The organism is Sagittula sp. MA-2 (genome assembly GCF_030126985.1).
In the GTDB taxonomy this organism is placed as follows: Bacteria; Pseudomonadota; Alphaproteobacteria; order Rhodobacterales; family Rhodobacteraceae; genus Sagittula.
Genome location: NZ_CP126145.1, coordinates 1,745,821 through 1,769,659, shown reverse-complemented (window position 1 = coordinate 1,769,659; position 23,839 = coordinate 1,745,821). Strand labels below are relative to the sequence as shown.

23 protein-coding genes are annotated in these 23,839 nt (G+C 67.3%); 16 read left to right on the top strand and 7 right to left on the bottom strand.

Features of this window, described 5'->3' with window-relative positions; translation table 11 throughout:
• Positions 1-33 precede the first annotated feature (33 nt).
• The 10 genes from QNI11_RS08825 to QNI11_RS08780 all read left to right on the top strand — a co-directional run bounded on the left by QNI11_RS08825 (position 34) and on the right by QNI11_RS08780 (position 10,715).
• Positions 34-483, top strand: coding sequence for a peroxiredoxin (locus QNI11_RS08825; RefSeq protein WP_283983136.1), 450 nt, complete (start codon positions 34-36; stop codon positions 481-483).
• 137 nt (positions 484-620) lie between these two features.
• A complete protein-coding gene (locus tag QNI11_RS08820; protein WP_283983135.1) occupies positions 621-1,445 on the top strand; it encodes a ferritin-like domain-containing protein in 825 nt (274 codons plus the stop codon).
• Positions 1,446-1,612: 167 nt separating this feature from the next.
• Positions 1,613-2,923, top strand: coding sequence for a M23 family metallopeptidase (locus tag QNI11_RS08815; protein ID WP_100926889.1), 1,311 nt, complete (start codon positions 1,613-1,615; stop codon positions 2,921-2,923).
• Positions 2,913-3,434, top strand: coding sequence for a polymer-forming cytoskeletal protein (locus QNI11_RS08810; RefSeq protein WP_100926890.1), 522 nt, complete (start codon positions 2,913-2,915; stop codon positions 3,432-3,434). Before QNI11_RS08815 ends, QNI11_RS08810 begins: the two co-directional genes overlap by 11 nt.
• 90 nt (positions 3,435-3,524) lie before the next feature.
• The gene (locus tag QNI11_RS08805; RefSeq protein WP_283983134.1) at positions 3,525-4,895 is read left to right on the top strand and encodes a hypothetical protein; all 1,371 of its coding nucleotides are present in this window, start codon (positions 3,525-3,527) and stop codon (positions 4,893-4,895) included.
• Between the two features lie 271 nt (positions 4,896-5,166).
• Positions 5,167-6,771 carry a glucan biosynthesis protein gene (locus tag QNI11_RS08800; protein WP_283983133.1) on the top strand — a complete coding sequence of 535 codons (1,605 nt, stop codon included), beginning with the start codon at positions 5,167-5,169 and terminating at the stop codon, positions 6,769-6,771.
• Positions 6,756-6,908 carry a hypothetical protein gene (locus QNI11_RS08795; RefSeq protein WP_157814878.1) on the top strand — a complete coding sequence of 51 codons (153 nt, stop codon included), beginning with the start codon at positions 6,756-6,758 and terminating at the stop codon, positions 6,906-6,908. Before QNI11_RS08800 ends, QNI11_RS08795 begins: the two co-directional genes overlap by 16 nt.
• A complete protein-coding gene (gene mdoH / locus QNI11_RS08790) occupies positions 6,901-8,718 on the top strand; it encodes a glucans biosynthesis glucosyltransferase MdoH (protein WP_283983132.1) in 1,818 nt (605 codons plus the stop codon). The genes QNI11_RS08795 and mdoH overlap by 8 nt, the downstream gene beginning before the upstream one ends.
• 16 nt (positions 8,719-8,734) lie before the next feature.
• Positions 8,735-9,934 carry an OpgC family protein gene (locus QNI11_RS08785; RefSeq protein WP_283983131.1) on the top strand — a complete coding sequence of 400 codons (1,200 nt, stop codon included), beginning with the start codon at positions 8,735-8,737 and terminating at the stop codon, positions 9,932-9,934.
• Positions 9,935-9,998: 64 nt separating this feature from the next.
• Positions 9,999-10,715: a hydratase gene (locus QNI11_RS08780; protein ID WP_283983130.1), complete on the top strand. Its 717-nt coding sequence runs from the start codon at positions 9,999-10,001 to the stop codon at positions 10,713-10,715.
• Here QNI11_RS08780 and QNI11_RS08775 read toward each other — a convergent pair.
• Positions 10,712-11,641, bottom strand: a complete 930-nt coding sequence (locus QNI11_RS08775) for a LysR family transcriptional regulator (RefSeq protein ID WP_100926895.1) — start codon at positions 11,639-11,641, stop codon at positions 10,712-10,714. The genes QNI11_RS08780 and QNI11_RS08775 overlap by 4 nt on opposite strands.
• A gap of 129 nt (positions 11,642-11,770) precedes the next feature.
• On the opposite strand from QNI11_RS08775, the gene hydA reads away from it, so the two are divergent.
• The 6 genes from hydA to QNI11_RS08745 all read left to right on the top strand — a co-directional run bounded on the left by hydA (position 11,771) and on the right by QNI11_RS08745 (position 18,251).
• Positions 11,771-13,189: a dihydropyrimidinase gene (hydA, locus tag QNI11_RS08770; protein ID WP_283983129.1), complete on the top strand. Its 1,419-nt coding sequence runs from the start codon at positions 11,771-11,773 to the stop codon at positions 13,187-13,189.
• Positions 13,186-13,938, top strand: coding sequence for an aspartate/glutamate racemase family protein (locus QNI11_RS08765; RefSeq protein WP_283983128.1), 753 nt, complete (start codon positions 13,186-13,188; stop codon positions 13,936-13,938). Before hydA ends, QNI11_RS08765 begins: the two co-directional genes overlap by 4 nt.
• Positions 13,939-13,978: 40 nt before the next feature.
• On the top strand, positions 13,979-15,004 hold the full coding sequence (locus QNI11_RS08760) for a TRAP transporter substrate-binding protein (RefSeq protein ID WP_283983127.1): 1,026 nt from the start codon (positions 13,979-13,981) through the stop codon (positions 15,002-15,004).
• A gap of 65 nt (positions 15,005-15,069) precedes the next feature.
• Entirely contained in the window at positions 15,070-15,624 is a 555-nt protein-coding gene (locus QNI11_RS08755; protein WP_283983126.1) for a TRAP transporter small permease subunit, read from the top strand.
• Between the two features lie 3 nt (positions 15,625-15,627).
• Positions 15,628-16,929 (top strand): TRAP transporter large permease, encoded by a 1,302-nt coding sequence (locus QNI11_RS08750; protein WP_283983125.1) that lies wholly within the window; start codon positions 15,628-15,630, stop codon positions 16,927-16,929.
• Positions 16,926-18,251 (top strand): amidase, encoded by a 1,326-nt coding sequence (locus QNI11_RS08745; RefSeq protein WP_283983124.1) that lies wholly within the window; start codon positions 16,926-16,928, stop codon positions 18,249-18,251. The genes QNI11_RS08750 and QNI11_RS08745 overlap by 4 nt, the downstream gene beginning before the upstream one ends.
• Before the next feature lie 25 nt (positions 18,252-18,276).
• Here QNI11_RS08745 and QNI11_RS08740 read toward each other — a convergent pair whose 3' ends face one another.
• Genes QNI11_RS08740 through QNI11_RS08715 form a run of 6 tightly spaced genes read right to left on the bottom strand, consistent with a single transcriptional unit; the run spans position 18,277 to position 23,817 of the window.
• A complete protein-coding gene (locus QNI11_RS08740) occupies positions 18,277-18,741 on the bottom strand; it encodes a RidA family protein (protein ID WP_283983123.1) in 465 nt (154 codons plus the stop codon).
• Positions 18,738-19,910: an amidase gene (locus QNI11_RS08735; RefSeq protein WP_283983122.1), complete on the bottom strand. Its 1,173-nt coding sequence runs from the start codon at positions 19,908-19,910 to the stop codon at positions 18,738-18,740. Before QNI11_RS08735 ends, QNI11_RS08740 begins: the two co-directional genes overlap by 4 nt.
• Positions 19,911-19,929: 19 nt before the next feature.
• On the bottom strand, positions 19,930-20,907 hold the full coding sequence (locus QNI11_RS08730; protein WP_283983121.1) for an ABC transporter ATP-binding protein: 978 nt from the start codon (positions 20,905-20,907) through the stop codon (positions 19,930-19,932).
• On the bottom strand, positions 20,904-21,953 hold the full coding sequence (locus QNI11_RS08725) for an ABC transporter ATP-binding protein (protein WP_283983120.1): 1,050 nt from the start codon (positions 21,951-21,953) through the stop codon (positions 20,904-20,906). Before QNI11_RS08725 ends, QNI11_RS08730 begins: the two co-directional genes overlap by 4 nt.
• Positions 21,940-22,839 carry an ABC transporter permease gene (locus QNI11_RS08720; RefSeq protein WP_283983119.1) on the bottom strand — a complete coding sequence of 300 codons (900 nt, stop codon included), beginning with the start codon at positions 22,837-22,839 and terminating at the stop codon, positions 21,940-21,942. Before QNI11_RS08720 ends, QNI11_RS08725 begins: the two co-directional genes overlap by 14 nt.
• 24 nt (positions 22,840-22,863) lie before the next feature.
• Positions 22,864-23,817 carry an ABC transporter permease gene (locus tag QNI11_RS08715; protein WP_100926906.1) on the bottom strand — a complete coding sequence of 318 codons (954 nt, stop codon included), beginning with the start codon at positions 23,815-23,817 and terminating at the stop codon, positions 22,864-22,866.
• Between the last annotated feature and the right edge of the window lie 22 nt (positions 23,818-23,839).

Sequence of the window (23,839 nt, the reverse complement as noted above, 5' to 3'; positions counted from 1 at the left end):
AACCATAAACGAAATCATTCCGGGAAGACACGCATGTCCGAAACAGCCCCCTCCTTCACCCTGCCCGCCACCTCCGGCGAGGTATCCTCCGACGCGCTGGCAGGCACGCCCTACGTGCTGTTCTTCTATCCGCGCGACGACACGTCCGGGTGCACGAAGGAGAACGAGGCCTTCACCGCGCTCCTGCCCGAGTTCGAGGCGGCGGGTGTGAAGGTGTTCGGGATCTCGAAGGATTCCATCGCCACCCACGAGAAGTTCATGAAGAAGAAGGCGCTGACCGTACCGCTGATCTCCGACGAAGAGGGCGACCTGTCCGAGCGCTACGGCGTGTGGAAGGAAAAATCCATGTACGGCAAGACCTTCATGGGCATCGAACGCTCCACCTTCCTGGTTGGTGCGGACGGCGCCATCGTGAAGGAATGGCGCAAGGTGAAGGTCCCCGGCCACGCCGAGGAGGTGCTGGAGGCCGCGCGCGCCCTCTGACGTCCGGGCCTCAGGCTTTGACAGACGGTCGGGCAGCGGCATGTCCCTTGCCCGGCCGACACACGGCCCGCACGAATTGCCGATGCGCGGAAAGACGGGCGTTGTCCGGGCCGTACGAGCATGGCAAACGGCGGGCCATGATGACACTTTCGGAAATGGCGGTGGATGTTCTGACCACCGCGGACGGTCGGCAGAAAACCGCGAAATCCCGCGCCTACGCCGCGGAGTGGTTCGCCGCGCGCGCCGCCGGGACGCCCATTGCCATCGGTCGCGCCGAGCCGCCTCTGCGTCCCGCCCGCCCCGACCGGCCCGAACTCCTCGATCCCCGTGACGTGCCCAAGCGCAAGCCCGGCAGCCCGCAGGGCCGTATCGCGCTGCTGCACGCCGTGGCTCATATCGAGCTGAACGCCGTAGATCTGCACTGGGACATCATCCCGCGCTTCGCCGACACGCCGATGCCCACGGGCTTCTACGACGACTGGGTGAAGGCGGCGGACGAGGAATCGAAGCACTTCAATCTGATGTGCGACTGCCTCGAGGAGCTGGGCTCGCACTATGGCGCCCTGCCCGCCCACGCCGGGATGTGGCGCGCCGCCGAGGACACCGTGGCCGACTTCATGGGGCGGCTCGCGGTGGTGCCGATGGTGCTGGAGGCCCGTGGCCTGGACGTCACGCCGGGGATGATCGGGATCTTCCGCAAGGCCGGCGCGACCTCTGCCGTCGCCGCGCTGGAAACGATCTATGCCGAGGAGGTCGGTCACGTCGCCTATGGCTCGAAGTGGTTCCACTTCCTGTGCGGCCGTCACGACCGGGATCCGAAGGACGCCTTCCACACGCTGGTCAGGACGTACTTCCACGGCGCGCTCAAGCCGCCGTTCAACGATGAAAAACGCGCCGAAGCCGGTCTTCCCCCTGATTTCTATTGGCCTCTCGCCGAAAACATCCCCAAGAGAACCCCTTGATCCGTCTAGGAATCGGCGAATTCTTGCCGGTTTGGCCGAGTTCCGCGCACGATACACGTCGCCCAGCCCAAATTTGTTGCACGCCCGTGATGCCCCCGGTAAGCCCGAAAGCGAGGCTGGGTTGGGGGACCGAGGCTTCGAAATGGGGACAATATAGGGACGGTCAGGTGCGAACACGTCTGGCAATAAAGACACATGCAATTCTAGAGCGCTTCTTTCCGGAGCGCCGACTTTTCCTCCGATCGGACAACGACACCCGATTCATCCGACTGAAATCCAGCACACAGGCCATCGCCTTTCTCGGCACCGCGCTCGTGATCAGCTGGACGACCATCGCGACCGCCATCCTGCTGATGGACTCCATCGGCGCCGGGAACTTCCGGGAGCAGGCGAAACGCGAACAGATCACCTACCAGCAACGGCTCAACGCCCTGTCGGCGGAACGCGACAACCGCGCCTCCGAAGCGCTGGCCGCGCAGAACCGGTTCAACGCCGCGCTGAAGCAGATCTCCTCCATGCAGACCGAACTGCTGGAGTCCGAGACCCGGCGCCGCGAACTGGAGACCGGCATCGACGTCATCCAGACGACCCTGCGCGACACCATGAAGGCGCGCGAGACCGTGTCCGACCAGCTCGCCGCCCTCGAAGAGCAAATCCAGGGCGGTTCGGTGGCCGTGTCCGGCACCTCGCAGGAAGACAACACGCTCGACATCCTGTCCGACGCGCTGGCCCGCACCGCGGCCGAGCGTGACCAGGTGATCGCCGACGCACAGGACGCGCTGATCCGCGCCTCCGAGATGCAGGCCCAGATCGAGATGATGGAAGAGAAGAACGACACGATCTTCCGCCAGCTCGAAGATGCCATGACCGTCTCCGTCAAGCCGCTCGACAAGATGTTCGAGAAGGCCGGCATGGACCCGGACCGCATCCTCAACCAGGTGCGCAAGGGCTACACCGGACAGGGCGGCCCGCTGACGCCGCTGTCCTTCTCCACCATGGGTCAGGAGCCTTCGGGCGACACGATGCGCGCCAACAGCATCCTGAACCAGATGGACCGCCTGAACCTCTATCGCATCGCCGCGCAGAAGGCCCCCTTCGCCACGCCGCTGAAGGACCCGTTCCGCTTCACCTCGGGCTTCGGCTACCGCTGGGGCCGCCTGCACGCCGGTACCGATTTCGCGGCACCGCACGGCACGCCGATCTATTCGACAGCCGACGGCGTCGTGGTCCACGCGGACTGGTCTTCGGGCTACGGTCGACTGGTCAAGATCCAGCATGAATTCGGCATCGAAACCCGCTATGCGCACATGTCGAAAATTCGGGTGAAGACCGGTCAAAGGGTCTCGCGCGGGCAGCGGATCGGTGATATGGGGAACACTGGACGGTCGACCGGGACCCACCTGCACTACGAGGTCCGTGTCGGCGGCAAACCCGTCAATCCCATGATCTATATCAAGGCTGCGAACGATGTTTTCTAAAAGCAAAATCAACGAACCCGGTCCCGGCAGCGATGCCGCGGCAAAACCCAGCGTTCCCGAGTCTGCGAAACCGTCCACCGGCGATTTCAAGCCCTCCGCTCCGAAGCCGAAGCCGCCGGCCTCCGTGCTGTCCCCGGACCTGCACGTGACAGGCAACATCAAGACCACCGGCGACATCCAGGTCGAGGGCACGGTCGAGGGCGACATCCGCGCCCACCTGCTGACCATCGGCGAAAGCGCCACCATCAAGGGTGAGGTCGTCGCAGACGACGTCGTCGTGAACGGTCGCATCGTCGGTCGCGTGCGCGGCCTGAAGGTCCGCCTGACCGCCACCGCGCGTGTCGAGGGCGACATCATCCACAAGACCATCGCGATCGAATCCGGTGCCCACTTCGAGGGTTCGGTGCAGCGCCAGGACGATCCGCTGAACGGCGGCAAGGCCCGCCCGATCGGCCAAGCCACCGCACAGGCCACGGCGATCCCGCCGCAGACCGGCGGCCAGCAGGGCTGACGCAAGCCACAGAAATTCGGGAAAAGGCCTCGCCAAAAGCGGGGCCTTTTGCTTTTCTGGACCGGACGATTACCGGAACGGACCTATTCAATGCTCAGACTTCTTGCCGCCTTTTTGATTACCCTTCTGCCGTCCGCCAGCATGGCCGCGACCCTCGCCCTGACCGACGATCCCGAATTCGGCTGCCTCGTGACCCTCGATGGCCCGATTGCCCCGGGCGACACCGAAACGTTCCTGTCGCTCATCAAACAGGCCTCCACCAGCTCCCGCCACGCCGACCTGATCTGGTACACCGAATACGATGACGGCACATCGCCGGACATCGACCTCAAGGTGCCGTTGAACCTATGCCTGAACAGCCCCGGCGGCGCTCTGACCGAGGCGATGAAGCTGACCGACGCGGTGCACGGCAGACTGGGCACGATGGTGCGGCCCGGTGCGCGGTGCGAAAGCGCCTGCGCCCTCGTCTTCATGGCCGGCTCCTACGATACGGGCAGCGACATCGGCTATATCACCAGCCGCCACCTGCACGTCGACGGCAAGCTGGGGTTTCACGCGCCGAGCCTCTCGGTGCCGGAGGGCAGCTACGATGCGGCCTCTGTCGCGCGGGCCTACCAGGTGTCCGTCGCCGCCACGGCCAAGATCTTCCGCAACCTGGTGAACTACCGCTTTGCGCCCTCGCTCGCCGCGCGGATGCACGAGACTCCGCCGGAACAGATGTTCTACGTCTCCACCGTCCGCGAGGCTGCGCGCTGGGGCATTTCGGTGGTCGGTGTCGATGCCCCCTCTGCCATCTCCGACGCGGTGATCCGCACCGCCTGCGGGAACCTCTATCGCCGCACCAGGGACCAGCTGAACAGTGACCCCGACTCGTGGAGCCGCAACGGCCATAACGGCGCGCCGGTGGACCGTCCCGAGCGCGAGACCTTCACCTACACCAACTTCGGGATGGAGGCGCTCGGCACCTGCGAGGGCCGGTTCCTCGACCCGGGCGACGAGTACAACCTTGCCCGCACATGGTGGCCCGTCAGCAGCGTCGTGCAGAATGCCACCTGGGCCACCGCCGCCTTCCCCGACGCCCAGCCGACGCTGTTCTTCTCGTTCCTGCAGTCGTTCATGGCCTGGCCCGGCGAGGTGCCGCTGGCCGCCCTGCCCCGCAACGGTCAGGCGATCGAGATGACGCAGCCCGGCAACTGCTTCGTCTACGATTCCAGCGACAGGCTGATCGACCGGGAGCCCTGCACCCGCATCCAGCGGGCCGAACCGGACGGGCGGCTGGTGTCGCTGCACGACTGGCCGTCCGGTGCGCGCACCGTGATTGAACTGGAGGGCGGCATCCGGCGGATCAACGGCGGCGAAGCCTACGCCTGGTACTGGCCCGAACCGAAACCGCAGGGCGCCGGTGAGACCTGCACGCAGAACACATCGTCCGGCAACTCCTTCTGTTTCCATCTGGACTGAGTCGCACCGCGGCGGCGGGCAAGACGCGCCAGTTGCCCCAGCGGCAGGACGAGTCGCATGCCCCTTTCGAGGGGCACGTTCGCGTTTCAGTTGCGCTCGAAATGCAAGCAGGTTCCCTCAGGACGCATGTTTTCGGGACGTTTTTTGCCGCGATGCGGCGGAATTGCGCGCAACTCGTTGCCCGGCGCAAAAATGCGGCGTTTCGGCGCTTGAAAAACCGCTCGCGGAAAGCAACCTACGCTCGACAATACAGAGGCGACGCCGCAAACATATGCCCGCAACTTACCGTAATACTGTAACTTCTTCGTTCCTCACCCGCAGGACCCTGTTCGCTCAGACCTTCGCCGCGGCCATGCTTGCCGCTTGCCGCGGCGCAGCACAGACAGAGTCCGAGAGCAGCCCCGAACCGGAGGCCGAAAGCACCCCCTTCTCCTTTGACTGGCTGGCCGACCGGCAGCGCGAAAGCGCCGGGCGGGAATGGGTCCCTCCTCCCGTTCTGGATGAGGAGGTGTCGGGTCTCGACTACGACGCCTACCGCCAGATCCAGTTCCGCCCGGACCACGCCCGCTGGTCCGGCCCGAAGTCGCGCGTCGTGCTGCACGGCTACCATCCGGGCTGGCTGTTCGACCGCCCCGTGCGCCTGAACGAGATCGTCGACGGCACCGCGCGCCCGATGCGCTTCACCGGCGGCGACTTCCGCTACGGCGAGAATGTCGCTCAGCGTTTTCCCGACGACTTCGAGTTTCCGGGCGTCGCGGGCTTCCGCCTGAACGCGCCGGTGAACTCGCCCGACCGCTTTGACGAGGTCGTGTCGTTCCTTGGCGCGAGCTACTTCCGCGCGCTCGGCAAGGGCAACGTTTATGGCCTCAGCGCGCGTGGCCTCGCACTCAACACCGCCATCGGCGGCGAAGAGGAATTCCCCTTCTTCTCGGAGTTCTGGATCGAGCTTCCCGAACCGGGCACCTCGCACGTGGTCTTCTACGCCGCGCTCGAAAGCCCCTCGGTCGCCGGCGCCTACCGCTTTGCCATTACGCCGGGCGAGACCACGACGATCGACGTGGAACAACGCCTGTTCTTCCGCAACGACGTGCGCCAGCTCGGCATCGCGCCGCTGACTTCCATGTTCCTCTTCGCGCCGAACGACGTGGGCCCGTTCCACGACTACCGCGAACGGGTGCACGACAGCGAGGCGCTGATCGTCGATACCAGCGACCACCGCTTCTTCCGGCCGCTCAGCAACCCCGAGACGCTGGCAAACTCCTATGTCGGGGCAAACGCGCCGACCGCCTTCGGCCTCGTGCAGCGCAACCGTGCCTTCGAGGATTACCTCGACGCCCACGCCTACTATGAAAAGCGTCCCTCGCTCATCGTGGAGCCGGTGGGCGACTGGGGTCGCGGCGCGGTCCGGCTGATCGAGATCCCGACCGATCTGGAAAGCAACGACAACATCGTGGCCTTCTGGGTGCCGGAGGCAGAGGTGAAGGCCGGAGACGCGCGCGAGTTCTCCTACCGCCTTCACTGGGGCATGGCGCCGCTCGGCAGCGATACACAATATGCCCGTGTTTTGCGCACTTTGACCGGTTTTGGCGGCGTAGCAGGCATAAATCCGCAGAAGGATCGGCAAAAATTCGTCATCGACTTCGATGCGGAACGAATGACGGAACTCGACGACGACACGCCTGTTGAGGAAGTGGTTTCCGCGGTCAACGGCGAGATCGTGGAAACCATTCTGGAACGCCTCGAGGAGCCGCACCTCTGGCGACTGGTGATCGAGGTCCGCGCAACAGGGCCTCAACCGGTCGAACTCAAGGCCGACCTTCAACAGGGTAATCGCCGTCTGACGGAAACATGGTTGTACCAATGGAAGAAAAACTGATGGGCCGGTCCGAAACTCAGGACATGTTCGGACTGCCGCCGAACGCGCCGCTCGACATGCCATCTCAGGTTCTGGAACGCAGCCGGCCGCGCTACGTTCCTCTGCTGTCGCGCTGGCTGATGTGGCGCAATGCCTGACCGGAGCGCCGTCCGTCCGGACGCCCCGACCGTTCTCGTCCGTACGCTGGCACTGACCTTCACCTTCGGTGCGGCGGCCTTTGCCGCGACGCTGATGGCCGACGCCGCGATCAGCGACGGTGTGCAGGCGCTCGACCTAGCGCGCGTCGCGCTGATCTTCGTCACCACGCTGTGGCTGGCGTGGGGCGCGGTGCAGGCGCTTGTCGGCCTGCCCCGGTTGCGGCGCCGCATCGACATGGATTCCCTGCCGAAGCCCACCGCGCCCACGGTCGTGCTCCTGCCGATCTGCAACGAGGACCCCGAGGCCGCCGCCAACCGCATTCGTGCGATGATGCGCTCGTGCATGTTCGCCGAGGTAAAGGTCGACTTCGCGATCCTGTCGGACACCCGCGATCCCAAGGCACAACTGAAGGAGCGCGCGGCCTTTGCCGATCTGCTCCAGCCGCGCGACGACGGGCTGCGCGTGTTTTACCGCCTGCGCGAGAACAACCATGGCCGCAAGGCCGGCAACGTCGAGGAGTTCATCCGCCGTTTCGGGGGCGCCTACGAATTCGCGGTTATCCTCGACGCCGACAGCCTCATGGAAGGTGCCACCATCGGGCACCTGATTTCGCGCATGATGGCGGACCAGCGCCTTGGTCTTCTGCAGACGCTGCCGAAGGTGATCGGCGCCTCGTCGCTGTTCGGGCGGGCGATGCAGTTCGCCGCCAGCTTTCACGCACCGGTCTTTGCACGCGGCCTGCAGCGGATGCAGGGCGGCACCGGGCCGTTCTGGGGGCACAACGCCATCGTGCGCGTGCGCGCCCTCGCCCAGTGCTGCGGTCTGCCCGTGCTGCGCGGCACGCCGCCCTTCGGCGGTGTCATCCTGAGCCACGATTACGTCGAGGCGGCGCTTCTGGCGCGCGGCGGCTGGCGGGTCGAACTCGACAGCACCATTCCCGGCTCTTACGAGGAAGGCCCGGACAACATCGTGGCCTTTGCCCGCCGCGACCGCCGCTGGTGCCAGGGCAACCTGCAGCACATGCGGCTGGTCGGCGCGCCGGGCCTTATGGGGTGGAGCCGCTTCGTCTTTGTCCAGGGCATCGCATCCTACCTCGTGCCGCTGCTCTGGGCCGCTTTCCTCGTGACCTCCGTCGCCGCGACCGCGACCGCGCCCCTGCCGGACTATTTCCCGGAACCGCACCAGCTGTTCCCGGTCTTCCCCGACGACCGCACGCGCGAGATCGTGGCGCTGGCCATCGGCATCATCGGCCTGCTTCTGCTGCCCAAATTCGGCATCCTGCTGCACGCGGCGCTCGACCGCCGGACGCGCGATTTCGGCGGCACCGCACGCTCCGCCGCTTCCGTCACGACGGAGATCCTGCTGTCCTCGCTGCTGGCGCCGGTCATGCTGATGTACCAGACCCGCGCGGTCGTGCAGGTGTTGTCCGGGCAGGACGGCGGCTGGCCCGCCAACCAGCGCGGCGAGGGACGGCTGTCCCTGCTCGACGCATGGCGCGCCTCCGGCTGGATCGCGCTTTGCGGACTGGCCGCCCTCCTGGCCGCCGCCTACCTCGCCCCTGCCCTGACCGTGTGGCTCCTGCCGGTGACCGTGCCGATGATCGGTGCGCCGCTCCTGCTGGCCTCGACGTCTCACCCGGTCGGCCGCAGCGTCTTCCTCACCCCCGAGGAAACCGCCCCCGCGCCCGTGATCGCCGCCTTCCGGGTGCTGAGCGAGCGCGCGCGGACCGACCGCCCCCAAGACACCGCGGCAGAGCAGACCTCTGACGCCAACCCCGAGACGTCCGATGTCACCGTCCGCGCAACCTGACCGCAAGATCGTCCCCATGCCCGCACGGCCCGGCCCCGCGCCGAAGGAGCGCGATCCGCGGATCGACTTCTTTCGTGGCGTCGCGCTGATGATGATCCTCATCAACCACATGCCCGGCAACCCGTGGGAGGCGATCACCAACCGCGAGCTCGGTTTTTCCGACGCGGCAGAGGCGTTCTTTGTCATGTCCGGCATCGCGGCGGGCATCGCCTATTCCCCTGCCATCGCCCGCTGGCTCGACGGCAAGGGCGGGCTGCGCGCGGCGCTGACGCCGATGTGGCGACGGGCGTGGACGCTGTACCTTGTGCAGATCCTGCTGACGGTCATCGCGCTCGGCCTCTTTGCCTGGGCGGCGGACACCTTCCTGCTGTCGAAGTTCAGGACGATGCACAATCTGGGCCTGATCTACTCCGACACGCGGGCGGCGCTGACCGGCATTCCGATCCTCGGCTACCAGATCGGCTACGTGAACATCCTTCCCACCTACATCGTCCTGATGATAGCCGGGCCGCTGATCCTCGCCGCCGCGATCCGCTGGCCGTGGCAGACGCTGACCGCCTCTGTCGCGCTGTGGTGGGTCGCCGGTGCCTACCGGCTGAACATCCCCAACCATCCGGGCGGCGGCGGCTGGTTTCTGTCGCCGCTGTCATGGCAGCTGATCTTCCTCGTCGGGCTGATGATCGGCCACCGGCACCGGCGCGGAGAGCGGATGGTCCCGGTCAACCGCACCCTGTTCTACGCCGCGCTGTTCTTCGTGGTCTTCGCCTTCGCGTGGCGGCATGTTCCGGCCCTCGGGTCCTTCATGAACCACAAGATGGCGCAGCTCAGCAGCCTTGGCGCGCCGTACCACATCACGACGCACAACAAGACGCTGCTGGCCGCGCCGCGCCTGCTGCATGTGCTGGCGATGCTCTATGTCCTGTCCTGCCTGCCCGTGGTGCGCAGCATTGCCGCGCATACTGCATCGGCGCCGCTACGGCTCTTGGGGCAGCACGGTCTGCTGGTCTTTGCGATCGGCACAGTGCTGGCGCTGATCGGGCAGATCCTGATGGATGTCGAACCGAATGTCGCATGGCTGCCGTGGATGCTGCCGCCGCTCGCTGCGCTGATCTCCTACGCGGCGGTGCGGATCGCCATCTGGGGCACCGTGCCGCGCAGCCCGACGCCGGACCGGGCGGCCACCGTCTCGGCCGCGCCGATGCGGGATCTCGCCTGAAACCGGCTTGCACGGGCGCGGTTGCCGCACGAGAGTAACGCAAACCGCGCCCGGAGCCTGACCGATGACCTACACCGACGCCTATGCCGCCGCCCTCACCGGGGCGCATACATCGCGACAGCGGGCGGACGCCATCGCGCTTCCCGCGCCCACCTACGATGAGGCGCTGGCCATCCAGTCCCTCGTGATGCCGGCCCTCGGCGCAGTCAGCGGCTTCAAGGTCGGGGACCGGGTCGACGGCCCGCCGGTCATCGCGCCGATCCCGGCCAGCCGGACGCTCGCTTCGGGGGCGGTGGTTCCGGTCATCGACCTCCTCGGGATCGAGCTTGAGATCGGGTTCGAATGCCTGACCGACGGCGCGCCCGACCTGAGGAACCCCGCGCAAAGCTTCCGCCCGCGGATCGTTCTGGAACTGGTGGACACCCGCCTGACGGGCCGCGAGCTCGATCCGATGACCAAGCTGGCCGACATGCAGATCAACGCGGGCCTGATCCTCGGCCCGGCGCTGGAGGATTGGGACGGCGGCGACTTTTCCAGCGTCAACGCGCGGCTCATCTGCAACGACCGCACCGTGATCGACGGGCCTGCGACGGTGCCCGGCGGCTCCGCCCTCGCCAACCTCGCGCTGTTCTGCGCGCATGTGGGTCGGCATTGCGGCGGGCTGCACAAGGGGCAGACCGTCATCACCGGCTCGCTCTCGGGTCTCGAGTATTTTCCCGCCGGCACGAAGGTCCTCGGGCACATCGACGGCTTCGGCGGAATCGGCTGCACCCTCGGCTAGGTGTCCTCGCGCGCCTCGGCCAGCAGGCCGCCCGTCCGCTCGACCAGGTACTCCGCCACCAGCCGCGCCGCCCGCGACAGCGCCCGCCGCGCATCGATCACGACGGAGATCGTCGGCGGCACCAGCCCCTTGTCCTTCAGCGGCAGGAACAGCAGATCGCCGCTGCGCAGCTCCGGCAGAACGTCGAGTTCGGAGGTGATCATCGCCACATCGCCCCGGAGAAGCGCACGTTTCAGCACCTGAAGCGAGTTCGACGCCAGCACCGGCACGTTCTCTGCAAAGAACCAGGCGTGGCGGTTGTCCATGTATTGCCGGATCGGCAGCCGCGCGCTTTGCGACACCAGCGCATGGCCCGACAACTTGGCGAGCGAGACCTCGGCCTCCACTGCCAGGGGGTGTTCCGGCGCGACGATGCAGCCGAAACGCAGCTTGTCGGTCCAGAGCACGTGCTGGTGGCGCAGGCGGGGCATGTCGAAGGCGATGGCGACCTCCACCGCGCCCTCGTCCAGTTGCCGCGCCGCCTGTGACGGCGGCACGATGTCGAGGTTCAGGCGCAGCTGCGGGTGCTCTTCCCTCAGCCAGACGTGCAGATCCTCGAGGACGCCGTTCGCCATGCTGTCCATCGCCGCAAGCCGCACGCTGCCGCGTTCCTGTCCGCGCATCTCCTGCAGGTCGGTTTCCAGCCGCTCGGCATCCGACCGCCAGCGGCGCGCCATGACGACGACCGCCTCTCCGGCGGCGGTGGGGCGCATGCCGCGCGGCAGGCGTTCGAACAGCGGAGCGCGGTTGGCCTCTTCCAGCGCCTTGATGTGCCGGTCGATGGCCGAGGCGGCGATTCCCAGGGCGCGCGATGCGGCCTGCACCGATCCGTGTTCGGCAACTGCCTCAACATAAAGCAAAGGGCGCGGAACGAGATGCATTTTCATGCGAATACCCGAATTATCCATTCTCAATTCGAGAACGGAATCTCACACATTTTGTCATGGATGGCAATTCAAACCGTCGCTAGCCTTGGGGTCGACGGTTCGGCCCGCCAACAGAAAGATCACGAAGAAATGCAAGACAACGCCCCCCACAGCCAGACCCATGACACGGTGATAAAAGGTGCGCGCGTCGTGACCTCCGGCGCGGTGACGGAGTGCGAGATCGGCATCGTCGCGGGGCGGATCGTGACGCTGGGCAGCGGGCTCTACGGGCGCGAGGTCATCGACGCCACCGGCCTGATCGCCATGCCCGGCGGCATCGACAGCCACGTACATATCTCGCAGCCCTCCGGACCGGGTGTCGAGATGGCGGATGACTTCGCCTCCGCCACGCGCTCCGCGGCCTGCGGCGGGAACACCACGGTCATGCCCTTCTGCCTCGCGACCGAGGGCCAGACCCTGCGCGAAGCCGTGGCCGCCTACATGGCGAAGGCCGAAGGCCAGTGCCTGACCGACGTGTCCTTCCACCTGATCGTGACAAAGGCCGACCCGGTGACGCTGGGCCAGGACCTGCCCGCGCTGATTGCCGAGGGGATGACCAGCTTCAAGGTCTTCATGACCTACCAGGGCATGCGCCTGACCGATGCGGAGATCCTGCAGGTCATGGACGTGGCCCGCGAACAGGGCGCGCTGACCCTGGTGCACGCCGAGAACGAGGACGCCATCGAGTTCCTGCGCGACAAGGCGGAGCGCACGGGCCAGACCTCTCCGGTCAACCACGCCCGCACCCGTCCCGTCCCCGTCGAACGCGAAGCCACCCACCGCGCCACCACGCTGGCCGAGGTCGCGGGCGTGCCGGTGATGATCGTGCATGTCTCGAACGGTGCCGCCCTTGAAGAAATCCAGCGCGCCAGAGCCCGCGGCGTGCGCGTCCTGGCAGAGACCTGCCCGCAGTACATCACCCTGACCGCCGACGATCTGGACCGCGCGAGTTTCGAGGGTGCGAAGTGGGTGTGCTCTCCGCCGCCGCGCGACACCGCCGAACAGGCGGCGGTCTGGACCGGGCTGACCTCCGGCGCCTTCGACGTCTTTTCCTCCGACCATTGCCCGTTCCGCTTCGACGACAGCCACGGCAAGGACGTGCCCGGCGCGCGCAAGTCCTTCCGCAACATCCCGAATGGCATCCCGGGCGTGGAAACGCGCCTGCCGATCCTGTTCTCCGAAGGCGTCACAAAGGGCCGTATCAGCCTGCAGACCTTTGCCGCGCTGACCGCCACCAACCACGCCCGCATCTACGGGCTGGAACACAAGGGCAGCATCGCCATCGGCATGGACGCCGACATCGTGCTCTGGGACCCGTCGATGACTCGCACCATCACGCAGGACATCCTGCACCACGGCGCCGACTATACGCCTTGGGAAGGCTTCGAGGTGACCGGCTGGCCCGTGCGGACCATCCTGCGCGGGCAGACCGTCATGCAGGACGGCGAACCCGTGGGCCAGCCCACAGGCCATCACGTCGCCCGCGCCAAGCCGGAGGTCGCGGCATGAGCTTCGATCCTGTCGACGGCATCCGCATCGGGATGCTCACGCCGTCCTCCAACACCGTGCTGGAACCCTACACCTCGGCGATGTTCGCGCCTTTCGGCGACGCCGCCACCGCGCACTTCGGCCGTTTCCGGGTTGTCGAGATCTCCATGTCGGAGGCGTCGCAGTCGCAATTCACACTCGAACCGATCCTCGAAGCCGCCGAGCGGCTGGCGGAGGCGAAACCCCACCTGATCGCGTGGAACGGCACCTCGGCCTCGTGGCTGGGGCTGGAGAAGGACCGCGCCCTCTGCGCCGCCATCACCGAGCGGACAGGCGTGCCCGCCACCTCCACGATCCTCGCCTACGACACACTCTTCAGGGCGATGAATGTCCGGCGGCTTGGCGTCGTCACGCCGTATATCGAGGATATCGAGACCCGGATGATCGCGAACTACGCCGCACAGGGGATCGAGGTCACCGCCACCCGGCGGCTCGACGACAAGGGCAACTACAGCTTCGCCACCTACCCGGCGGCCCGGGTCGGCGCCATGGTCGAGGAGGTCGCGGCCTCTGAACCGGACGCCATCGCCATCGTCTGCACCAACTTCCGCGGCGCCCCGGAAGCGGCGCGCATCGAAGCGGCCACCGGCATCCCGGTGCTCGATTCCGTCGCCGTCACGGCGGCGCACTGCCTGCGCGAGACCGGGCTGGACCCGTCGCGCGTCACCGGATGGGGGAGCGTCTTCGCACGTTTCGCAGCCCTGTCCTGAACACAGAACGACACGACAAAGACCCACCAAGGAGACACCCATGATCCGAACGATCGCAACCTGCGCCGCGGCGCTGGCCGTCCTCGCCGTGCCTGCGTCCGCCGAAACCCTGCGCGTGATGGGCCAGCCCGTCGCCACCGGCCTGATCCAGAAAAACGTCGAACAGCCGTTCTTCGAAAACTTCGCCGAGGAAACCGGCCTCGAAGGCTTCACGGCAGACTACCAGCCGGTCGACGTCACCGGCATCAAGGACACCGAGCAGCTGCGCATCCTGAAGGACGGCCTGTTCGACATCGTCTCGCTGCGCCTGTCGCAGGTCAGCCGCGACGAACCCACCATCCTCGGCCTCGACCTCGTCGGCCTGAACCCCGACTACGAAACCGGCAAGAAGACGGTCAAAGCCTTCGCCCCCGTTGTCGACGCCCGCCTGCAGGAGAAGTTCAACACCAAGCTGCTGGGCGTCTGGCCGTTCGGTCCGCAGGTCCTGTTCTGCGAACCGGAGATCGGCTCTCTGGCCGACCTCAAGGGCCTGAAGGTCCGCGTCTACGACCAGAACCTGGCCGAATTCATCAGCCTCGTCGGCGGCACGCCCGTCCCGCTCAGCTTCCCCGAGGTGCAGCAGTCGCTGGCCCGCGGCGTGGTCGACTGCGCCATCACCGGCCCGTCCTCTGCCAATTCCGCCGGCTGGCCGGAAGTGACTTCCTACACCCTGCCGATTGCCTTCCAGCTTGCGATGAACGGCTACGGCATCAACCTCGACACATGGAACAAGATGACGCCCGAGCAGCAGGACAAGCTGCAGGCGGGCTTCGACAAGCTGTCCGACAAGATCTGGGCCTACTCCGAGGAGCTGTTCGACGACGCAGTGAACTGCAACACCGGCGCCGAGCCCTGCGAGACCGGCACCTCCTACGACCTGAAGCTGGTGGAACCGACCGCCGCCGACAAGGAACTGGTGGGCACCGCCGTGCCGAACGTCTCGTTCCCGGCGTGGAAAGAGGTCTGCGACGCCACCAACCCGGGCTGCTCGGACGCGTGGACCGCCGCCACCGGCCAGAGCATGTAATTCCCCCGATGCCCCCGGGCCGGCGACGGCCCGGGGGCGCCCTTCCCCTCGCCCGGAGACACCGAATGGACCGCCTTGCCACATGGATCAGCCGCCTGTTCGGATGGGCGCTCCTGTTCCTGTCTGCCTTCGTCGCGCTGGAAACGGTGCTGCGCAAGGTCTTCAACACCTCCCTTCAGGGTGCCGACGAGCTGGGCGGATACGTCCTCGCCCTCGGGGCCGCTCTGTCCTTCATCGTCGCCATGGCCGACCGCGCACACATCCGCATCGACGTGCTGCACGCGCGCTTCCCGGTGAAGGTGCAGGCCGCGCTCGACTGGCTGTCGGTGCTGTCGCTCGGCATCCTTGGGCTCTTCTTCCTCTATGTCGGCTGGTTCGTCATCGCCGACACGCTCGACTACGGCTCCACCGCCGCGACGCCCTGGCGCACGCCGCTCATCTGGCCGCAGTCCGCATGGTACGCGGGCCTCGCGGTCTTTGCGCTCTGCTCCTTCGTCCTCGCAGGCCGCGCGACCCGGCTGTTCCTCACCGGCCGCCATGCCCAGCTTGCCGCCGAATTCAACCCGACCTCCGCCGAAGAGGAGCTCTCCGAAGAGCTCCAGCAGCTTCAGGACCGCTGACAAATGGGTATTCTCGACATTCTCGTGGGATTCATCGTGATGATGGGCCTGCTTCTGGCCGGGCTGCCGGTCGCCACCGTGATGGTCGCCATGGGCGTCGCGGGCGGCATGATCCTTTACGGACCCGTCCTGCTGAAAAGCATGGGGCCGGTCCTCTGGGGCACCTCGAACGAGCCGGTTCTGACCGCCATTCCGCTGTTCATCCTGCTGGGGGAACTGCTGCTGCGCTCGGGCCTTGCCGACCGCATGTATGGCACGCTGGCGCTCTGGCTCGGGCGGCTGCCCGGCGGCCTTTTGCACACCAACATCGGCTGCTGTTCGCTGTTCGCCGCGACCTCCGGCTCTTCCGTCGCCACCGCCGCAACCGTCGGCACCGTCGCCCTGCCCGCGCTCACCGAACGCCGCTATCGCCCCTCCCGCGCGCTGGGGTCGCTGGCGGCGGGCGGCACGCTGGGCATTCTCATCCCGCCGTCGGTCAACCTCCTGGTCTACGGCTCGCTGGCCAGCGTCTCCGTCGGGCAGCTCTTCATCGCGGGCATCGTGCCCGGCATCCTGCTGACGCTCCTGTTCATGGTCTTCATCGCCGCGCAGGACATCCTGTCGCCCGGCGGCGCCTTCGAGGACGCTCACGTGCCCTGGGCGGTGAAGATCCGCGCGCTGAAGAACCTCGTGCCCGCTGCCACCGTCTTTGCCATCGTCATGGGCTCCATCTACCTCGGCATCGCCACGCCGACCGAAAGTGCCGCGCTGGCCGTGCTGACAGCACTCGGCTTCGTCGCGGCAGAGGGCAAGCTGACCCGCGACTTCCTCGACGTCTGTTTCCGCAAGACCGCGCGCACGACCGGCATGATCCTCATGATCATCGTCGCCGCCTTCACCCTGAACGTGACGCTTGCGCTTGGCGGCGTGACCCGGGTGATGACGGTCTGGGTCGACAGCCTCGGTCTCACGCCGGTAGAGTTGCTTTTCGCGCTTATGCTGTTCTACGTGATCCTCGGGATGTTCATGGACGTGCTGTCCATGCAGGTTCTGACGATCCCCATCGTCGTGCCGATCGTCACCGCGGCGGGCATCGACCCGGTCTGGTTCGGCATCTTCGTGGTACTCATGTGCGAACTGGGCATGATCACCCCGCCGGTGGGCATGAACCTCTACGTCGTGCAGGGCGTCCGGAACGACAAGGGCCCCTTCACCGACGTGGTCACCGGCGCCGTGCCCTATGCCGCGCTCATGCTGCTCTTCACCTCGGCCCTGATCCTTTGGCCGTCCATCGCAACCTGGCTTCCCGAGGCGGTCGGACGATGAGCCTCGACACCATGAAGACCCTGCCCGACGCCACCGCCCTCATCGACGCCTTCGGCACCGGCGCCAGCGACCCCGTCGAGGTGATGGAACGCCACGTCGGCACCATCGACCAATGCGAACCCGGGCTGAACGCCTTCTCGGCCCGCGCAACCGATGTGCGCGACCTCGCCCGCGCCGCCCGCGACCGCTGGCAGGCGGGGACGCCCCTCGGTCCGCTCGACGGCGTGCCTGTGATCGTGAAGGACAACCTCGTCTCCGCAGGTCTTCCGGCGGCATGGGGCAATCCGGAGCTCGGGCGCCGCGTGCCGGATCATGACGAGAAGCCCGTCGCCGCCCTGCGCGCTGCCGGGGCCATCGTCCTCGGCAAGGGCAACACGCCGGAGTTTGCCGTCGAAGGCTACACCGCCAACGCCGCCTTCGGCGTGACCCGCAATCCGTTCGACCCGGCGCTGACGCCTGGCGGTTCGTCCGGCGGGGTGGTCGCCGCCGTGGCGTCCGGCATGGCGGTTGCCGGGATCGGCACGGACGGTGGAGGCTCCATCCGCAGGCCCGCAGGCTACACCGGCCTCTGGGGGTTGAAACCCGGGATCGGCAGCGTGCCGCGCGGCAACGGGCTGCCGCAGGTCCTGCTCGATTTCGAGACGGTTGGCCCGATCACCCGCTCCGCCCGCGACCTCGCGCTGTTCCACGGCGTCCTTGCCGGGCGCCCGGTCCGGCACATGACCCGCCCCGCCCGCATCCTCGCGGTCGGACGCATCGCCGACGCCCCCTGCGACGCATCCATCCGCGCGGCCTTTGCCGAGACGATGGACCGGTTGCGCGCACTGGGCCACGACGTCACCGAAAGCCCGCTGCCCCTTGACCTCGATCCGCTGAACGAGGTCTGGTCGGGACTTGCGGAGATCGGCCTCGCCCATCTGGCCTGGCGCGACCCGGCGGTGATGGAAGCCGCCGCAGACAAGTACAAGGCGATGGCGGCGCGCGGGGCGCAGGTCTCTGCCGTCCAGCTTTACGAGGCGCTGACCCGGGTCTTCGCCCTGCGCGAGGAGGTCCGCGACCTCTGGGGTCACGATGCTGTCCTCATGCCGACCGCCGCCGCGCCGCCATGGCCCGCGACGGAGGTCTACCCGGACACCATCGACGGCCAGCCCGCCGGACCGCGCGGCCACGCCGTCTATACCGGCTGGGTCAATGCGTCCGGCCTGCCCGCCATGGCCTTCCCGGCGGGGCGTGCGAACGGCCTGCCCATCGGGATGCAACTTGTGGGCCGACACGGCGGCGAGGACCTGCTGCTCAGCATTGCCGCCACGCTCGACGCCTGAGCGCGTCGGGCGCGCCAGCCGAAAATCAGGTCAGCTCGATCACCGCATCGACCTCCACCAGCGCCTTTGCCGGGAGAGAGGACACGTTGACCGCGGTGCGCGCATGGCGGCCCGCATCGCCGTAGAGGTCGATGAAAAGCTGCGAGGCGCCGTTCACGATCATCGGCCCCTCGCCGAAATCCGGCGGCGCCGCGACGAAGCCGCCGAGCCGGACGACTTCTTTCACCCGGCTGAGCGACCCGGCGACCGTCTTGATGCAGAACAGCAGGTTCAGCGCGCACATCCGTGCCGCCGCCTGCCCTTCGTCCATGTCGAACCCCTCGCCCACCGGCCCGAAGTATTTCGGCTGACCTTCCCACTCGCAGATCTGGCCGGACAGGAACAGCAGGTTGCCGGTGATCTTGCCCGGCAGGAACAAAGCGCGCGACGGTGCGGAGGGCGGCAGTTCCAGCCCCATCTCCGCCAGCTTCGCCTCGATGGGGCAGCTCATGCGGGCACCGCGGTCAGCGCCATGGCCGCCCGGATCAGCGACAGGTCCGAGCCGCGCGGCCCGATCAGCGAGACGCCGTAGGGCGCGCCGTCGACCTTGCCCGCGGGCATCACTACCTGCGGAAGGCCCGCCAGCCCCGCCACGCACAGAAGCCGCATCGCGTCGTGCCGGAAGCCGTCGAAGACCTCGACCGGCGCATCCAGCCGGAACGGAGCATCATGCACGACCGGCGCCAGCAGGACCCCTTCGGCGCCGAGCAGCCGGTCCATCGACGCGGTGAAGGCTGCGCGGGCGGTGCGGGCGACCTCGGCCTCCGCCTCTGTCAGGGCTTCGGCTGCATCCGCGCGCCCGTCGATGCCGCGCACCAGCGGCATGCCGGAGGAACGGATGAACGGCACCACGTCGACCTTCGCGTCCGCCGACATGGTGGCGAGGAAGGTCTTGTAGGTCGCCTCCACCCCTTCCGGGAAGACCGAGACCTCCGCCGCCTCCAGCCCGCCGAAGGCCGCCTCGTAGACTGCCCGCTGCTCCGGTCCCAGTTGCGTCAGCATGTCCACGGGCCGCATCAGGCGCGGCGCTTCCGGCAGGGGTGCCGTGTCCTCCATCAGGACCGACATGGCCCGCAGGAGCGTTTGGCCGTCGCGCGCGAAGAGCCCGCAGGTGTCGTAGCTCGACGCCAGTTTCTGCACCGCCTCCAGCGAGATCACGCCATGCGTCGGCCGGATGCCCCAGATCCCGCAGAAGCTGGCGGGGGCGCGCACAGATCCGCCGGTGTCCGATCCCACGGCGATGTCGCACAGCCCCGCGGCCACCGCCACGGCAGACCCGGAAGACGACCCGCCCGGGATGCGGTCGGGCGCCGCCGGGTTCACCGGCGTGCCGAAATGCGCGTTCATGCCGTACATCGACCACGCCAGTTCGTCGGTATGGGTCTTGCCGACAAAGGCAGCGCCGGCCTCAAGCAGGGCCTCCACCGCCGGGGCGTTCGCCTGCTTGACCTCGCTCATGGCGAGTGCTGTCGGGCAGCCCGACCCGGTGCGGTAGCCCGCCACGTCGTAGATGTCCTTCACGCCCAGCGTGAGCCCCGCCAGCGGTCCGCCCCCGGCAGAGGCCACGCGCACCGGCGGGTAAGGCATGAAGCAGCGGAAGGGGTCTTTGTCGATCAGCATGTGGTTTCCGGTCTTTCAGTCATTCAGCGGCGACAGGCTCTTCGGCGCGCAGGCAGGCGACGCGGCGGCGCGGGGCCGGCTCGATCATCGGCGGCAGCGCGGCGCGGCACTCCGGCAGGACCCGTGGGCATCGGGGCGCAAAAGAGCACGAGTCGGGCCGTTCTTCCAGAGCGGGCGGCGCACCCGGGATGGCGTTCAGCCGCTCTCCGCGCGCCACGTCGTGCAGGTTGGCTGCCAGTAGGCCCTGCGTATAGGGATGGCGCCCGTCGCGGATGATCTCGCGCGTGGTGCCCTCCTCGGCGATCTGGCCCGCGTACATCACCGCGACCCGCTCGGAGATCTCAACCGCCACGCCGATGTCGTGGGTGACGAAGATCACGCCCATGCCGAATTCCTTCTGCAACTCGCGCAGCAGCAGCAGAATCTGGATCTGCACCGTGGCGTCCAGCGCCGTGGTTGGCTCGTCCGCCAGCAGAAGGCGTGGACGACACGCCAGCGCCAAAGCGATCATCACCCGCTGCCGCATGCCCCCCGACAGTTCGTGCGGGTAGTTGTGCAGGCGGCGGTTGGCCGAAGGGATGCGCACCCGGTCCAGCATGTCGAGCGCGGTGGACATGGCGTCCTCCCGGCTGACGCCCTTGTGGCGCATCACCGATTCCGCGATCTGGTGGCCGACGGTGTAGACCGGGTCCAGTGCCAGCGCCGGTTCCTGGAACACCATCGAAACCTCGCCGCCGCGGTACTTCTGCAGCGCCTTGCCCTTCAGCGACAGCACGTCCACGCCGTTCACGTGGATGGAACCGTCGATCTTCGTGCGCTTCGGCGGCAGAAGGCCGAGGAGCGTCTTCAGCGTCACCGACTTGCCCGACCCGCTTTCACCGAGAAGGGCCAGCGTCTCTCCCTGCTCCATGCTGAGCGAGACGTCGTTGATCGCGTGCACCGTGCGCTTGCCCGCGAAGCGGACCGACAGGTTGCGGATGTCCAGAAGCCTTGTCATGCGGGCACCCCCTGTCCTGCCTTCGGATGGCCCGACTGCGCGTCGTAGAGGTGGCAGGCCACCCTGTGCCCGGCGTTGGTGGAGAGACCGCCCAGGACCGGCACCTTCGCCTTGCAGACCTCGGAGGCGAACCGGCACCGCGTGTGGAACCGGCAGCCGGAGGGCGGATTGATCGGGTTCGGCGGATCGCCCGCAAGGGGCGGCTCTTTCGTGCGGTTGTCGGGGTCCATCGACGGCATGGCCGAGAACAGCGACCGCGTGTAGGGATGCGCCTGGCGTTCCCAGATGCTGTCCACCGGCGCGATCTCGACCACCTCGCCGAGATACATCACCAGGATGCGGTCCGAGATGTAGCGCACCACGTTCAGGTCGTGGCTGATGAAGATGTAGGTCAGCCCGAATTCCTTGCGCAGGTCCGACAGCAGGTTCAGCACCTGCGCCTCCACCGACTTGTCGAGCGCCGAGACCGCCTCGTCCAGCACCACCAGCCGCGGCGACATGGCGAGCGCCCGGGCGATGTTCACCCGCTGCCGCTGCCCGCCGGACAGTTCGTGCGGATAGCGGTGCGCGAAGCGGGCCGGATCCAGCCCGACGCGCTCCATCAGCTTGCGGGCGCGGACCTCCGGATTGTCGAGCCCCTGCACCTTGGCGCCGAAGGCCACGGAGGCCTCGATCGTCATGCGCGGGTTGAGCGTGGCATAGCTGTCCTGGAACACCATCTGCACGCCCTTGCGCAGCTCCTTCAGCGACAGGCGCGGACCCAGCGCCACGCCGTCGAAGACGATCTCGCCCGCGTCCTTCTCCGTCAGGCCGATCAGCAGCTTGGCGGTGGTCGACTTGCCGCAGCCGGATTCGCCGACGATGCCCAGCGTCTCGCCCTTGGCGACCTCGAAGGAGACGCCGTCCACCGCCTGCACCTGCGCCTGCGCGCGGCCGAGGATACCGCCGCGCACCGGGAAATACTTCTTCAGACCGCGGACGGAGATCAGCGGCTGCGCCGGGCCGCCCTTGTCCTGGATCGGCGCATAAAGATCAGTCGCGGACATTCATCGCACTCCTCAGCCCGTCGCTCAGCAGGTTCAGGCACAGCGAGGTGACGAAAATCATCACCCCCGGCAGCGCCGACAGCCACGGGTTCACGTAGATGGCAGAGCGCAGGGTGTTCAGCATCAGCCCCCACTCCGGTTCAGGCGGGCGCACCCCGATGCCGAGAAACGACAGGCCCGCCGCGAGGATCATGCAGACCGAGGTCAGCGAGGTGGCATAGACGAAGATCGGCGACAGCACGTTGCCGATGACATGCACCCGGATCACGGTCCAGGCGTTTGCCCCCGTCGCCCGCGCCGCGTCGATGTAGTCGAGCGCGCGCACCCCGGAGGTCACCGCCTCTGCCACGCGGGTGATCGGCGGGATGAAGACGATGGTCAGCGACACGAGGCTGTTGAAGATCCCCGCCCCCAGCGCGCCGGAAATGGCGATGGCCAGCAGCACCGACGGGAAGGCAAAGAAGACGTCCACGGTGCGCATGATGATGGTGTTGGTCATGCCGCCGACGTAGCCCGCGACGATCCCGAGCGCCGAGCCGATGAAGAAGGCGAAGACCACCGGCATCAGCCCGATGAACAGCGTCAGCCGCCCGCCATAGATCAGCCGGGCCAGCATGTCGCGGCCCTGTTCGTCGGTGCCCAGCGGGTAGCCTTCTGTGCCCGGCGCCTTGAGGCGGGCGATCATCGACCCCTTGTAAGGGTCCGCCAGCCCCAGCCATGGCGCGAAGACCGCCGAGAGGATCAGCAGCATCAGCACGCCGAAGCAGATCATGGTCAGGGGATCGCGCACCAGCCGCGCGCCCACGCCCTGCCAGTAACCCTGCGGCTTGGCGACCGGGGCGGGCTCTGCCGCGGCTGGATCATGTGATGTTATGGTATCCGTCATTTTCGTGTCCGTCAGGGCCAAGGGTCAGGTCCTCTGGATGCGCGGGTCGATGGCGGCCTGTGCCACGTCGACGATCAGGTTCATCGCCACGAAGAACAGCGCCAGCACGAGGATCGTGCCCTGCAGAAGCGGCAGGTCGCGCTGGAAGATCGCATTCGACAGCAGAAAGCCTGAGCCGGGCCAGTTGAAGACCGTCTCGATCAGGATCGAACCGCCCAGCAGGTAACCGAGCTGCAGGCCCATGACCGACAGCGCGGTGGCGGCGGCGTTGCGGGCGACGTGGCGCAGCACGTCGGCGCGGCTCATGCCCTTCGCATACAAGGCCTGCACGAAGTCCATGGTCAGGATGTCGCCCGCCAGCGCCCGCACCGTGCGCGCGACGATGCCGATGGGCACCACGGCCAGCGTCACGGCGGGCAGGATCAGGTGGCGCATGTGCGCCCAGTCCCATTCCCACGCCTGGCTTCCGCCCGGGCCCGCGCCCATGGACGGCAGCCAGCCGAGGTTGACCGAGAAGATGATGACCAGGACGATGCCCAGCCAGTAGTTCGGCACCGAAACCCCGGTGATCGACAGCGCGGTCACGCCCCGGTCGATCCAGGTGTCGCGGAAGTAGCCTGCGAGGAAGCCCAGGAAGATGCCGATGGGAAAGGCGATGACCGCCGCGCTCGCGGCCAGCAGAAGGGAGTTCTGGACGGCGCCGAACACTTCTCCGGCGACAGGGCGGCCGGTGGCGATCGACTTGCCCATGTCGCCCTGCACGAGGTTGCCGATCCAGATGGCGTATTGCACCGGCAGGGGCTTGTCCAAACCGTAGGCGGCACGCATCGCGGCCTGTTCCTCGGCGGTGGCGTCGACCGGCATGATGGCAGTCAGCGGATCGCCCGGCGCAATCTGCACCAGCAGGAAGCAGATGACCGAGACGCCGAAGGCGACCGGCAGAACCAGCAGGATGCGGCGAAGTAGATAGCTGAGCACGTGTGAGCCCCTTCCGAGAGGC